Source organism: Halobacillus seohaensis, from assembly GCF_042663045.1.
GTDB classification, from domain to species: domain Bacteria; phylum Bacillota; class Bacilli; order Bacillales; family Halobacillaceae; genus Halobacillus_A; species Halobacillus_A seohaensis.
In genome coordinates, this window is sequence record NZ_JBHSZV010000020.1 from 104,291 (window position 1) to 117,816 (window position 13,526).

Below are 13,526 nucleotides of genomic sequence, written 5' to 3' on the forward strand. Positions count from 1 at the left end.
TCTGGGATTATTACCAAAAACAGAATCATGGTCCCACCGTTAAAACAGAGAAAGCAGTTCAGATGAATGTTTCGATTTCTATCCAGTCAACATTTATAAATTTTACTATATAATGAAATAAATTCCTATTCAGTATATACTGAAAACATTATTAATTCAGGAGGGAAATTATGAAACAACTAATTAATGAAAACTGGAACTTGGAAAACCTTTACCCTGGTGGGAAGAACTCTGAAAAATTAATTTCATTAATAAACTCTCTGCCTCAGCAAATTAATAACCTTAACGAACAAATTGACGGACTAAATTTAGCTGATCACTCAATAAGTACAAGTAACCTACTACATATTATTGATGAACTGCAGTACCTTACTAATGCCATCCTTGAAATTGATGATTATTTAATTTGTTTAGCCTCTGACAAATCTGATGACATCGAAGCTGCAAACCTGTTAGCTCATAGCTCTAAACTCAAATCACAGTTCGAGACTGTACAAAGAGCTTTTGATCAGCTCCTCAAAGCTCTTTCACAAAAAACATGGGCTACGCTCATAGAACATGAACAAGTACAACCTTACCAGTTTTATTTGAAAGAACGCAGACAACGTTCTACTGATAAACTTTCTTTATCTCATGAAAAAATAATTAATAGTCTTGCAGTTGATGGGTTCACAGGTTGGGAACATCACTATGACCAACTAATGTCAAACTTTAAAGTTAAAGTAGATGATAAAGTAGTTTCCATTAATGACGCGCTATTTCAGGCAGGATTCTCAAGTGATCATTACCACAGAAGACAAGCCGCCCATGGTTTAGAGGAGGCTTGTTATAAGCATGAAAACACATTTGTTTCAATACTAAATCATATAGCCGGTTTTCGTTTAGAAACTTATAAACAACGAGGGTGGACGAATCTTTTAAAAGAATCATTAGATCAGAATAGGATTCAACAAGCAACACTGAATGCTCTGTTAAAAGCTAGAAATGAAAATAAAAGCCTCATCGAATCTTTCCTCAAACGAAAGACCGAACTTGCTGGAATCAAACAAGTAGGCTGGTATGATTTATTAGCTCCTAGTTTTTCGTCAAAAGAACACATTTCATATAAAGAAGCCCGAAGAATCATTATCGAACAGTTTTATGAATTTAGTAAAAAACTTGGTATGTTTGCAGAAAGAGCCTTTAATGAAGGATGGATTGAAGTAGAGGATCGTGAAAATAAATCGTATGGCGCCTTTTGTGCATCCCTACCGTTATCCAAAGAAAGTCGTATTTTTCTAACCTTTAAAGGAAATTATCAAGATGTCGTTACCCTTGCTCACGAACTCGGGCATGCTTACCATAATTACATATTACATGAGGAACCAGCCTTTGCCCAGCAGAAAGGAACTAGTCTGGCGGAAACTGCATCAACGTTCATGGAAAATTTAGTGTTAGATGCTACCATCAAGCAAGCACCTACAGATAAGGAAAAACTAGCGTTATTGGAATTGAAAATTACGAACGGTTTAAAATACATTGGTCTCATCCCCTCCATGTTTGAATTTGAACAAAAATTTTACGAAAAAAGAAAACATGGACTTGTTACAGCAGAAGAAATCAATGGTTTAATGGAGGATACAGAAAATGCTCTTTACGGAAATGTAGTAGATCAAGTAGATAAACATCGATGGATGACAATTCCACATTTCTACAGTACAGAGACCCCCTTTTACAACATCCCATATACAATCGGCTTTCTTTTGAGTAATCGCATTTATGCAGCAGCACAATTGCACGGAAAAGACTTCGTTTCTACTTATGATAAACTATTGCGTCACTCGGGAAAAATGACTGTCGAGCAATTAGCCGAAAGTTTTCTAGATGAAGACCTCCGTCATAAAGGTTTTTGGCAAAGTTCAATTGAACCTATTACAGAAGCAATTAACGAATATATCTCTATCACAAATAAGCTTCTCTAAAATCGTCAAAACCTCGCCATTTTTAAAAAGCGAGGTTTTGATTGATTATGTTGTTGTAACAATGTAGAAAACAAGAAGTGAAACTAGGACGAGAGCGATAATGAGACCCACCGCTATACCTAATATATTAAACTTCCTTGTAAACCTTTTGAGATCTCTTGGATTATCCCAGTTATCAACTCTTCTAATATGAAAATAAAGGCTACCATTAATAATCAAAATAAACACAAGGCATAGCACCAATAATATTTGAGGTTCGATGACAAACTCACCATTTGATTTACGTGTCCAAAATGCTTGTAAGAACATAATTCCACTTAAAAAAAAGTTCCAACCAAGACTTGTTCTTTTCTTAATTTTCCATTCAGAGCCTAACTTTTTTTGTTCATATCGCTCAATTCTTGTGAAAAAAGGAAACAGAGATGAAGTCGAATCCCTCTTACTTAATTCATAAAAAGATTGAAGAAGCAGGAAAACCCCTGAAGCCATAAAAACTTGTGGAAACGTAATAGCTAAACCATTTAAAATCAGAAAGAAAATGACCATGGATAAGATAAATAATACATTTACAACTAAAAATTGTTTCTTTCTCATTTTCGTGATTTCAGTAGCTACCATTTTATCCCCCCCATCAAGCGTTCTTAAAGATAGGTTACAGATAAATTAAACAAACGTGATTCATCCTTATAAAGAACTCAATAAAAAAATAGCTAATACAACAAAGGGAAATACAAAGGTGAACGCATTAATTGCTTGCAAAACACTTAATCCCCTACTAACCTTTTTTCGCTTACGTTGTTCAAAGCGAATAAATTGAAAAGACAGAAGCGAAAGTAACGGAACAAAAAATCCTAGTCCACCACGGTTAGCAGAGATCACGCCAATAATTTCCAACATTAAAGTGCTTAATAAAATGGTATTCATTACAAAAATGATTAACGGGAAAATGTATGAGCGAATAATCATGCGGGTCTCTCCTTCTCTATGATGATAACCATACCATTATGTACTACAAATTCTTTTTCAACTTTATCATAGCCATTGGATAAATTTCGATTACGATTGTTTTACAAAAATAAAAACAACCCAAACAATTAAGGTAATGGGTTTCTGGTTTATCATTATTCTGTAGAGGCAATTGCTGTTGTTGAAGATCCTCATGAAGAACAGTAGAAGATTAAAACTCCCGATTGTTTTAAGAAGGGATAATGGTTGATGGGGAGGAAATTAGTTCGCTTTCCGCGGACGAACCATTTCCCTGCCCTCCCTCTTTTTCACGAACGGATCCGAATAGTGGGCCTTCCTTTATAATGAAAACAGATTTATAAACATGCTGTTATATCAACGATTATCGGTATTTAATATATAAATTAGCATACAAAATCAGAGATTGTGCTTGAATTCGAGATGTTTGTGTGAATATAGGGGCTGCGGGAAACGGATCGCTTTCCCTCCGCCCCTTTACCATATAAGTGTCTCAATACCCCTTCAAGAAAAGGTAGCCATTCCTAAGTTTGCATGCAAATCTTGATAGCGAGTGATTTCCCGGACCTCCAAACGCTTTCAACCATAACGGAAACAACATCTCTCTAAGCTGAGTGTTTTTTCCTGTCAAAGTGGAGGATTAAGTCCAATTTACCCCTAATTTATAAACTGAAAATGGGGATAGAATTTTTAGGGATTTGCTTTTCTTAAAATTTACCGGACTTTTTCAGTGGCCTCGACGAAGTCCAAGGAGGCTCACCGTACGCCCACGGAAAGCGAGCGACCACCTTCTCCTCATACCAATGACGAAACAGCCACACAATTAGGGAATAGAGTCATCAACACTACTTCTGTATAACGGAACCTGTCTAACTCTTAGGATAAGCTACTTCACGTGAGCAGAACGCCTCACGTATGAGCATCGTGTGGGGTTAGGCATTATCTTATAGCATAGATAAGACGCATTCTCCTATGCCGGGGTTCGTTCATTTCCATGTCGAATGGGGTGGTTTTGAAACGACGAGACTCCCGCGGGAGAGGGAGCTAGGCGAGACCCCACAGGGAGTGTCAACGACCGAGGAGGCTTGCCAGTTTCCCCGCAGGAAAGCGAGTTGTTTCAAAGCCACCCCTATCCCTTATGTGGTAACGAACCCCATTATCTCAAATTAGATTCTTCAACAATCCTGCCCTTTAACGTAATAACAATTACTTCAACCCCTCCATAATTTCCGCAGTTACTTACTCAATTATATCGGGGTCATAAATACCCAATCAACTAAAAATGAAGTACAAGTTCTTACCATACAATGACAATGGTAAGAACTTGTACCTCACTCTAAACCAAGTATTTTCAATGTATAAACCTTGCTAAATCAACAAAAAGAAGCAGTCCAATTTACATACCAAATGGACTGCCAGAAACTTTATTCCTTGTACTCTTAAACCTTTAACAATTAATTAAGTTAGCTTTATTCAATGAATTATTTTGCCTCAGTAAATTTTCGATACCTGCGCTCATTCATCGACCATGTAATTAATCCAAAGAAAATACCGCCGATCACGGCAATATAAATCTTTTCCATGATAATTGAACCTGTAATACCATCACCGAAAAACACGTCCATTAATAAAGAAAATATAAAAAACACTGTCCCATAAGCTATAATGCCATAAAAACCAATATATTTTAATTTGCCCATTTCACGAGTTCTTTCCCAACGATCATTTAAAAGCTTTTGTCTTTCGTTCATAATATCTCCTCCACTCTAAAAATATTCTCTCATGAACCTATGTAAAAATAAATATAAATGTGTGGCCAAAAAGCGACTTCTTTTCATTTTTTTCTACAAAATACATGTGAGATTTTTCTGAAAACATTGTATAATCAAAAAATGCATTAAATAATGAAGGAGGATCCATGTATGAAGTCGTTAGAAAAAATCAGTAACTTTGTAGGAAGTACATTTGCTATTTGGGTTTTATTATTTGCACTCTTATCTTTTATTTACCCATCAGGTTTTGAATGGATCGTCCCATACATTGTCCCACTTTTAGGAATCATAATGTTTGGCATGGGACTAACTTTAACGAAGGATGATTTTAAAGAAGTCTTTCGGAGACCTAAAGATGTGGCTATCGGTGTAGGTGCACAATTTTTGTTAATGCCTCTTCTGGCCTTTTTTCTAGTAACAGTTTTACCAGTATCACCAGAGGTAGCCGTAGGTGTTATATTAGTGGGTTGCTGCCCTGGAGGAACTTCATCTAATGTGATGACGTATTTATCTAAAGGAGACACGGCTCTCTCTGTAGCGATTACATCCGTTTCTACATTGCTTGCGCCAATCATAACCCCTGCCCTTATGTTATTGTTCGCTAGTCAGTGGTTACCTATATCAGCAACTGATTTGTTCTTCTCAATCGTTAATGTTGTACTGATTCCTATTATTCTAGGGTTAGTTGTAAGAGCTGTATTAGGAACCAAAGTAGAGGCTGGGGTTAAATCTGTACCCCTTATTTCAGTAATAGCTATTGTTGCTATAGTCACTGCAGTAATTGGAGCTAATCAGCAACAAATCATGGAAACAGGTGCTGTTATATTCGCCATTGTAGTCCTTCATAATATCTTGGGCTATTTAGCTGGATATGGTCTCGGCAAATTATTTAACATGGAACCTGCCAAGCAGAGAGCTGTATCAATTGAAGTAGGCATGCAAAATTCGGGGCTTGGTGCTTCACTAGCTGCTGTTCACTTCAGTCCTTTAGCTGCCGTTCCTAGCGCCATTTTTAGTGTCTGGCATAATATATCCGGGCCTTTAATTGCATCCATTTATCGTAAACAGAAAGAGAAAGAAACAAAGTCATCAACTATTGATAAAGCTTCTTAGAAAATAAAGCCAAGATCCTTTTCAGGATTTTGGCTTTATTTATAGTGAAAAGGACATTTTCCATGAATCGGCTCCACATCATCACCTATAAAGTATTGCTTCCACTCTCGATGCTCTGGATCTCCATAGTGACTTATGTTTGGATGCTTAGGTAGGTGATCCCATTTTTCCACACGTTCACGTACCTTTTCTCGAGACATCACTCCTCCTTCTGATGTCCCTTCTAACCCCTTAAAAATTCGACGAGGTTGAAATCCTATAACTAAACTATTACCTAGATCTCTTGTCTTTCTTTGCTTATAAGCCGGAGCGTTTCCGAAAGCAAAAAAGGGTTCTTCAGCAAAAGAAAAAGCCCAAAGGTGGTGGTCAGGATCCTTAGGATAATCACTTGGCCAAGGTTTAGTATCTTTGTTATGCAAATACTGCAAAATGTCCCAGAAATAGTTACGATAGTAATCAACCGATTTTTCTTCAAGTTCTGGCTCCACAAAAAGGAAAAACCCGTGACGAATCATGCGCTTTTGATTATCAAATAAACGGATAAAAGCTTCTATCGTTTCAGGAAGGTGGGACCAATTATCATGGGTAATGTAGGAATAGCGAAGTTCTCCACGTTTCTCACCAGACATACCAAAGTAGCAAGGGAAAGTTTGATCAGTTACTATATCACGAAACGTTTCATACTCCTCTTTAACCCAATTTGGTACTTTTTCTAGGTTGACCATATCTTCTTTAGTAAAGAGCAAATCAGAATGCGACACGTCGACATCTCCTATTTCATAGTTTGTCTTTTTGTACCCTTTTACACAATTAGTTAAACAATAAAGGAAGGAGCTTACCCTTCATAGGCAAGCTCCCTTAATCTATACTGCTTCTTCAGCCGGCTTATCTTTTTCATTGCGACTTTCTTCTGATTTATCAATAGCAACGGCAACAGCGGCATCCCCTGTAATATTGACAGCTGTTCGTGCCATATCCAACAAACGATCAATACCAAGAATAAGGGCAATACCTTCAACTGGAAGAGATACTTGGTTAAGAACCATAGCTAACATAATCAGGCCAACACCCGGCACACCTGCTGTTCCAACACTTGCAAGCACAGCTGTTAAGACAACCATAACTAACTGAGCGATGGATAGCTCTGCACTGTATACTTGCGCTATAAAGATAGTAGCTACCCCTTGCATAATCGCGGTACCATCCATGTTGATCGTTGCGCCTAACGGCTGAACAAAACTACTTACTGGCTTAGATACTTTTAATTTTTCCTGTGCTAACTTCATAGAGACAGGTAAAGTTGAACTACTGCTAGAAGTACTAAAAGCAACAGTCATCGCTGGGAAGAAATTCTTGAAAAACGTCAATGGATTCATCTTACCTATGAAATATACAATAGAACCATAGAATAAAGAACCGTGTATGATTAGTGCAAGAATAACGAGGGTCATATAGGCAAACATTGCTTCTAGTCCATCAAGTCCCATTTCACCAACAGCTGATGCTAGTAAACCGAACGCACCATAAGGAGCAAAGCGCATAATCAAGTTAACAAGATACATTAATACGTCATTACCTTGTTCCACTAGATTTAAAATTGCTGATGTCTTTTTACCAAGCATAGCAAGTGCTAAACCAACAAAGATAGAGAAAGTAATGATTTGTAGCATATTTCCTTCTACCATTGACTGAATAGGGTTGGTAGGAATAATACTAGTAAACGTATCTACTACTCCAGGTGCTTCATCTTGTTGTTCATAAGACGCACCAGACGTATCAATATTGGAGTTGCCTGGCTCAAATACATAAGCAAGACTTAATGCTATGGTTATAGCTACGGTAGTAGAAATAAGAAAGAAACCAATTGTCTTTCCACCAATACGACCTAATTTCTTTGGATCACCTAAAGAAGCAGTACCAAGAGTAATAGAGAAAAACACAATCGGAACTACAAGCATTTTAATTAAATTAAGAAAAATTGTCCCTAGGGGATTAAATATATAACTATCCAACGTACCGAATAATTCAGGTGAGTTCAAATTTAATACTAAACCTATCACAGCACCTAAGATTAAACCTATGAATATTTTAAACGTTAAGTTCATCCAATCGCCTCCTTTACTTTTATTAGTTAAAAGATAACTTTAACACCTTATAATAGTAGATTACAAATCTTGATATGCCTGAAAATTCAGCAAAATTAAAAGAGTTTCATACCTTTTCATTAAATGACGCTTTTTAAATTTATCAAATTAAAGGATAGATGAATATAGAACTAAAAGCCTATATTACAACTCATCAAACTTTGCAATTATCAATAAAAAAGGTCTCAGGTACTATAAATTCACCTAAGACCTTTATTTTAAAGGAAGCTTTATATAAAAAGAATGATAAGAACCGTCTGTTTCTAACCAAAGCATTCCCTTGTGATGCTCTACAATCTCTTTACTTATTGCCAACCCTAATCCAGTACCGCCCTTAGGTCGACTTCGTGATGGATCTACTCGATAAAATCGTTCAAATACTTTTTCTTTATCTGATAGGGGGATAGGCAAACCTTTCCCTGACACAGAAACTAAATAACCATCATTTTGCAAACGCCCTACAATGCTTATTGGTTCACTGCCGATGTTATAGTTAAGAGCGTTATCCACCAGATTGGTAAAGACTTGCTGAATACCTTCCTGATGCATGAAAACGGTAGATGGAACAACATCGAGATCAAGTTTGATTTGATACCGTTCAAATTCTAATTCAAACAGACGTACGACTTGTTGAATTAACTCATCTATCCGCACTCCAGCATTTTGTACCATTGAGTCGGAAGCAGACGAACTCCATACCTTAACCTCATCAACTTGTTGAACTAAACGGTTCACTCGCTCCGTTTCTTCTGCTAAAGACTTATAAATTTCTTGGTCTCCTTGAATGACACCTTTTGTTAAGGCTTCTAAATACCCCTGTAAGTTAGATAATGGAGTTCTTAACTCATGAGAAAGATCGCTTAGCATCTGATTTCTCTCATTCTCTTGCTTTTGCAACAACAGAGTTAAATGATTAAAGTGATGTACTAACTTACTTACCTCATCGTTAGATTTGGATGTTATCAACCTAGGGTAGTGACCCGATTTTAAAGTCTCCATAGCACTTGTCAATTGTTTAACTGGTAATAGCATTCGCCTCGTAATCGTTGTATATAATAAACCGCCTATGATAATAAACACAATACTTATGATCCAAGAATAACTTAGTAATGAAGAATTAAACGAAAACTGTGTTTGTCCTTCAATCCCTCCTATGTTTGAAGCTAAATAACATGCGGTATTATAAATCGTTAAACAAGTAAAGAGTACAATGAATATAAGAAGGGAAATATTAATAACCGTCAGCTTCACCCATAATTTCGGAGGTAGAATGTTGTTAAAACGCATAATATTTATACCCCATCCCTCTTACTGTTACAATACGTTTAGGTTGTGAAGGGTTTTCTTCTATTTTCCTGCGCAACTTTTTAATATGGGCATCGATCGTACGGGACATAATTTCTCTATCATCATAAGGATGAATTTGATTAACTAACTGTTCTCTTGTAAAAACTTGATCAGGGCTTTCCATTAAGAACAACAGTAAATTGAACTCATAACTCGTCAACTCGATAAGTTCTCCGTCGAGTAACACTTCTCCCTTACGCGGTTTAATAACAAGTCCCTCATGAGCAATTTTTTCACAAAAATGACCAGTTCTTCTCAAAACCGCTTCAACGTGAGCAATTAGCTCCTCAGGGCTGAATGGTTTCGTCATATAATCATCTGCACCAATCCTAAGTCCACTAATTTTATCATCTGTTTTTGCTTTAGCTGAAAGCATAATGACAGATGGATCATCAGAATCTCCTTTTTTTACCCACTTACAAAATTCTTCCCCACTTACTTTTGGAAGCATAAGATCTAGAATAATTAGGCATGGAAAATGCTGTTGGTAAACATACTTAGCCTCTTCACCATCATAGGCTTGAACTACACCATAGCCGTGATTCTCTAGGTATAACTTAATTAAGTTAGCAATTTTCACATCATCTTCTACAATTAAAATGGTTGATTTCATCACTTTATAGCAACTCCTATAATTCCTCCAGACGTTGGAGCATCATATCGTAATTCATTGCTCCCATCATAACAGACTGAACTCTCCCCTCTTCATCAATAAAAACAGAAGTAGGTACTGGATTAATTTCATATTTTGTGGCAACCTCGGATCCTTCATCTTTCAAAATTGAAAAAGACAAATTAAATTCTTCGACGAATTCTTCTACATCCCCTAATGACGATTCTGTAGATGTTAAATTAATAGCTAATATTTCCACATCTTCATTTTGATGAAATTTCTCCATATCAGGCATTTCTGCTCGGCACGGTGGACACCACGTAGCCCAAAAGTTAATCATTACTTTTTCGCCGCGATAATCCGATAACTTAACTTTCTCGCCATCTAAACGTTCCAACGAAAAATCTGGAGCTTGTTGACCTTTTTCTAATCCAGTTTCTGGAGAATCTGTAGCAGGCCCCTCTGCTACCGCTTTATCGTTATTTTCTTCACTACTTATATTATCCTCTATTTCTACGGCCTCATCTTCTGGATCTACAAAATCGTAGATCGTCCATGCAAACATAGCAGTTACTACAACTATTACTCCCCATTTTTTCATAGATAATCTCCTCTCATTTTAAAAAATAACACCTAAGTTTGAAAGCCATGTGTCTTGTACGAGTTTCAATAACATCGAAGAAAAACGAGTCATATACCCTGTATATAAAAATGCACCTGCAATAATCATGGTCAATCCGCCAATTTTCATAAGACGTTCACTATATTTCAGGATAAATTTAGTGGAACCAATAAAGAACGAAAAGGCTAGAAACGGTAGAGCAAAACCAATGACGTATACAATCGTATATATGATTCCTTGTGTAGGGTTACTAGCAGACAACATTAGTATCGAAGCAAAAATCGGACCAATACATGGTGTCCAACCAGCAGCAAATCCCATTCCTGCAAAAGCTGTTCCTACATAGCTAAACGATGTCCTTGGTTTGAAATTCATCCTTTTTACTTTCATTAACCATCGGAAGTTCAGCCATCCACCTACAAACAGCCCCATAATGATGATGAAAATCCCTGCAATACGTTGAATAAACAATCCAGTCTCTCCTGTTAATAATCCTTGAACAAAATTACCTAGATAGGAAGCACCTATACCTAAGCTAATAAAAATGGTTGATACCCCTAACAGGAAAAATATCGAGTGAGTAAGCAATTTTCTTTTTACTTTTATACTCTGATCTTCCTTGATTTCTTTCACGCTCATACCCGTTATGTAAGATAAATAGGCTGGAAACAAAGGCAGTGTGCAAGGTGATAAAAATGAAATAATTCCTGCCCCTAACGCCAACCATATCGTCACGTCACTCATGATGTCACTCTCCTTTTATCAAATTTCAGAAATAAAATACCTACTAAACTTATGACTAAGTAAAACCAAGTATCCATGCGGTATCCCATAATTGCAGGCGTTTCGAAAAGAAAACCAGCAATTCCAGATAAAAACGATATTAGAATGATTGCCTGTAGCGGTGCTCTATATATTGTAATAAGAATAAAGAACAAAAAGGTTACAAGTAACTCTAACCATCCCCCCTCTTGAAGAAATAACCTTGTGAGTATAGAAAAGCTAAGTAGACTGTAAGCCGTTAGCTGAACATATTCATATAGGTAATCCTGATACGAATGATATTGACGTAATTTGAGGATCAGTGTAAACAAAGTAGCTAAATAAAACTCCAATGTTCCACTAGGATAGGCAAGGAGCGCAATAGGATGATCCAGTAACAGTTCCCATTTTGTCAGGACTTTTACACCAATAAAAAATAAAACCCATGTCGTCATTAAGGAAACAAACGATTCTGCTTTATGTTTTTTCACTGCACGTTTTTCTTCAGACACTATCCAAAACAAAACAAGCGCGATAATAATAGAAATAATTCGAATAGCTAACAACGGTTGTACAACCATTTATAAAAACCTCAATCCCTTACAATAGTTTACTTATAGAGGATGTCAAAAAGTCACCAAATGATAAGCGGCGCATCTCTTCGTTGGCTCGTTCTTCCGGTCCTCATGTAGGAAAAGCCTACACTTTGGTCCTCAGAAACTTCGCCGCCTCGACCTGCTTGCTTCTAATTTGGCGTCTTTTTGAACACGCACTTATAGTTTAATGGTTCTTTGTGAAAATATGATGAACAGAATTCAAAATCCTATATTAAATATTTACAAGCATACTTATGATAAAATCAAATTACCTTCAAAATGGAAAGGATGTAAAATATGTACGGTATAGAAGAAAAGCGCAAGGAAGTACTTTCTTTTATAAATGAACTATCAAGCGAAAAAGCTATCCAAAAGCCAACGCCCGAATCTTGGTCCATTCTGGAAGTCTTGGAACATCTTTATTTAATGGAACAGCTTATCGATTATCAAATGGGTCAGGCATTAAAAGAAGGAAATACCCAGCAAGCAAGTGAAAAACCTTTGCACAAAACGACTGACCGCAGTTATAAAGTAGACGCACCAAAAGCTGTTCAACCTAAAGGCGAATTCCAAACGATTGACGAAGCCAAAGATAAGTTAGCTAAGGGACGAGAAACTACTCTCTTTCTTGCACAAAATAAAGAGGAAGAAACTCTACGAAACTATGCCTTTCCACACCCTAGTTTTGGAGATTTGAATTTGAAACAATGGGTAGAATTTATTGGCTGGCATGAACTTCGACATCTTGACCAAATGAAGGAAATTTACGACAAACTCAAGTAATATATAAATGGAACATTGAATTACAGCGTAAGGCTTTTAGCATTAAAATTTGCCAGCTGAGCAGGAGACATTTTGTAAGCAAGTAGAGTGTTGATTGGATAAGAACCTCTGGCTCGCTTTCCGTGGAAGAACAGTAGCGTCTCCTCGTCCGTTACTGCGTGATGTCTCCAGCCCGTATTTCCACAGAAGTTCCAATCAACGCCATAAGATTTTACGGTGCCACTTCGGTTATAAATTCATATAAAAAAGTAGTCCAGTTAAAGAATACAAGTTACGTTTTTGTACTCCAAAACTGAACTACTTACTAATTTCGGGCCATCTATTTAGTTGTCTATGTTAAATCTAGGTTCATTTTTGTTACAAAAAATATTGATTTCTTTATTAGATACATTGCTTATTCCGTTAAAGCCCCAGATTGTGGAAGACTCAACTTCGAGACATTCCGGTGGTTTCCGTTACAAAGGATGGCGTTAGAAGCCTCATACGTGAAAATCGTGGGGCTGTGTAATTATTGCCATTGAAATGATCCACTTAGGACATCAGCCATACACGCCAGGTAAACTCCTAACTGCTGTTGATGGACTGAAATTATTATCACAGTGGCTTTATGTCAGGGCTCGTTAATAGGCGGGGTTTATTTAAGTGGACCATCACACTCGTTTTTTACCAACTTGTTTAAGTGGCCCAATAGATATAACAGATACCTCATACTTTAACAGTAACGGTAGAACGGCACGATTCCGATAGAAACTTACGGCAAGGGGCGGTGGGGAAGGGGGAGACTCCTGGAGCGACCGAGCATAGGTCGTAACATATAGCGGGTGGGATG

General features: G+C 37.0%; 13 protein-coding genes. 3 read left to right on the top strand and 10 right to left on the bottom strand.

Annotated elements, in window-relative coordinates; translation table 11 throughout:
- Window positions 1-170 precede the first annotated feature (170 nt).
- Window positions 171-1,961, top strand: coding sequence for a M3 family oligoendopeptidase (locus tag ACFQIC_RS08925; protein ID WP_204709749.1), 1,791 nt, complete (start codon window positions 171-173; stop codon window positions 1,959-1,961).
- 45 nt (window positions 1,962-2,006) lie between these two features.
- On the opposite strand, the gene ACFQIC_RS08930 is transcribed toward ACFQIC_RS08925, so the two are convergent.
- The 3 genes from ACFQIC_RS08930 to ACFQIC_RS08940 all read right to left on the bottom strand — a co-directional run bounded on the left by ACFQIC_RS08930 (window position 2,007) and on the right by ACFQIC_RS08940 (window position 4,696).
- The gene (locus ACFQIC_RS08930; protein ID WP_204709747.1) at window positions 2,007-2,579 is read right to left on the bottom strand and encodes a hypothetical protein; all 573 of its coding nucleotides are present in this window, start codon (window positions 2,577-2,579) and stop codon (window positions 2,007-2,009) included.
- A gap of 66 nt (window positions 2,580-2,645) precedes the next feature.
- Window positions 2,646-2,927 (bottom strand): hypothetical protein, encoded by a 282-nt coding sequence (locus ACFQIC_RS08935; protein ID WP_204709745.1) that lies wholly within the window; start codon window positions 2,925-2,927, stop codon window positions 2,646-2,648.
- 1,499 nt (window positions 2,928-4,426) lie between these two features.
- Complete coding sequence (locus ACFQIC_RS08940; RefSeq protein ID WP_204709743.1) at window positions 4,427-4,696, bottom strand: hypothetical protein; 270 nt, start codon at window positions 4,694-4,696, stop codon at window positions 4,427-4,429.
- A gap of 171 nt (window positions 4,697-4,867) precedes the next feature.
- Here ACFQIC_RS08940 and ACFQIC_RS08945 point away from each other — a divergent pair, with 171 nt between their 5' ends.
- A complete protein-coding gene (locus ACFQIC_RS08945; RefSeq protein ID WP_204709741.1) occupies window positions 4,868-5,830 on the top strand; it encodes a bile acid:sodium symporter family protein in 963 nt (320 codons plus the stop codon).
- Window positions 5,831-5,865: 35 nt separating this feature from the next.
- On the opposite strand, the gene ACFQIC_RS08950 is transcribed toward ACFQIC_RS08945, so the two are convergent.
- The 7 genes from ACFQIC_RS08950 to ACFQIC_RS08980 form a co-directional block, all read right to left on the bottom strand.
- Entirely contained in the window at window positions 5,866-6,555 is a 690-nt protein-coding gene (locus tag ACFQIC_RS08950) for a YqcI/YcgG family protein (protein WP_204709963.1), read from the bottom strand.
- 138 nt (window positions 6,556-6,693) lie between these two features.
- Window positions 6,694-7,935, bottom strand: a complete 1,242-nt coding sequence (locus tag ACFQIC_RS08955) for a dicarboxylate/amino acid:cation symporter (protein ID WP_204709739.1) — start codon at window positions 7,933-7,935, stop codon at window positions 6,694-6,696.
- Between the two features lie 252 nt (window positions 7,936-8,187).
- Window positions 8,188-9,261, bottom strand: coding sequence for a sensor histidine kinase (locus tag ACFQIC_RS08960; protein ID WP_204709737.1), 1,074 nt, complete (start codon window positions 9,259-9,261; stop codon window positions 8,188-8,190).
- Window positions 9,251-9,934: a response regulator transcription factor gene (locus ACFQIC_RS08965; protein ID WP_204709961.1), complete on the bottom strand. Its 684-nt coding sequence runs from the start codon at window positions 9,932-9,934 to the stop codon at window positions 9,251-9,253. Before ACFQIC_RS08965 ends, ACFQIC_RS08960 begins: the two co-directional genes overlap by 11 nt.
- Before the next feature lie 16 nt (window positions 9,935-9,950).
- Window positions 9,951-10,535 carry a redoxin domain-containing protein gene (locus tag ACFQIC_RS08970; RefSeq protein ID WP_204709735.1) on the bottom strand — a complete coding sequence of 195 codons (585 nt, stop codon included), beginning with the start codon at window positions 10,533-10,535 and terminating at the stop codon, window positions 9,951-9,953.
- Between the two features lie 18 nt (window positions 10,536-10,553).
- Entirely contained in the window at window positions 10,554-11,300 is a 747-nt protein-coding gene (locus tag ACFQIC_RS08975; RefSeq protein ID WP_204709733.1) for a cytochrome c biogenesis CcdA family protein, read from the bottom strand.
- Window positions 11,297-11,899, bottom strand: a complete 603-nt coding sequence (locus ACFQIC_RS08980) for a hypothetical protein (protein WP_204709731.1) — start codon at window positions 11,897-11,899, stop codon at window positions 11,297-11,299. Before ACFQIC_RS08980 ends, ACFQIC_RS08975 begins: the two co-directional genes overlap by 4 nt.
- 312 nt (window positions 11,900-12,211) lie before the next feature.
- Between ACFQIC_RS08980 and ACFQIC_RS08985 the strand changes: the two genes are divergently transcribed.
- Window positions 12,212-12,697 carry a DinB family protein gene (locus tag ACFQIC_RS08985; RefSeq protein ID WP_204709729.1) on the top strand — a complete coding sequence of 162 codons (486 nt, stop codon included), beginning with the start codon at window positions 12,212-12,214 and terminating at the stop codon, window positions 12,695-12,697.
- Window positions 12,698-13,526: the final 829 nt, after the last annotated feature.

Bases quoted from the DNA above. Each gene is read 5' to 3' on its own strand.
- ACFQIC_RS08960 (WP_204709737.1), bottom strand. From the start codon at position 9,261: ATGCGTTTTAACAACATTCTACCTCCGAAATTATGGGTGAAGCTGACG.
- ACFQIC_RS08980 (WP_204709731.1), bottom strand. From the start codon at position 11,899: ATGGTTGTACAACCGTTGTTAGCTATTCGAATTATTTCTATTATTATC.
- ACFQIC_RS08940 (WP_204709743.1), bottom strand. From the start codon at position 4,696: ATGAACGAAAGACAAAAGCTTTTAAATGATCGTTGGGAAAGAACTCGT.
- ACFQIC_RS08965 (WP_204709961.1), bottom strand. From the start codon at position 9,934: ATGAAATCAACCATTTTAATTGTAGAAGATGATGTGAAAATTGCTAAC.
- ACFQIC_RS08975 (WP_204709733.1), bottom strand. From the start codon at position 11,300: ATGAGTGACGTGACGATATGGTTGGCGTTAGGGGCAGGAATTATTTCA.
- ACFQIC_RS08935 (WP_204709745.1), bottom strand. From the start codon at position 2,927: ATGATTATTCGCTCATACATTTTCCCGTTAATCATTTTTGTAATGAAT.
- ACFQIC_RS08985 (WP_204709729.1), top strand. From the start codon at position 12,212: ATGTACGGTATAGAAGAAAAGCGCAAGGAAGTACTTTCTTTTATAAAT.
- ACFQIC_RS08925 (WP_204709749.1), top strand. From the start codon at position 171: ATGAAACAACTAATTAATGAAAACTGGAACTTGGAAAACCTTTACCCT.
- ACFQIC_RS08950 (WP_204709963.1), bottom strand. From the start codon at position 6,555: ATGGTCAACCTAGAAAAAGTACCAAATTGGGTTAAAGAGGAGTATGAA.
- ACFQIC_RS08955 (WP_204709739.1), bottom strand. From the start codon at position 7,935: ATGAACTTAACGTTTAAAATATTCATAGGTTTAATCTTAGGTGCTGTG.
- ACFQIC_RS08970 (WP_204709735.1), bottom strand. From the start codon at position 10,535: ATGAAAAAATGGGGAGTAATAGTTGTAGTAACTGCTATGTTTGCATGG.
- ACFQIC_RS08945 (WP_204709741.1), top strand. From the start codon at position 4,868: ATGAAGTCGTTAGAAAAAATCAGTAACTTTGTAGGAAGTACATTTGCT.
- ACFQIC_RS08930 (WP_204709747.1), bottom strand. From the start codon at position 2,579: ATGGTAGCTACTGAAATCACGAAAATGAGAAAGAAACAATTTTTAGTT.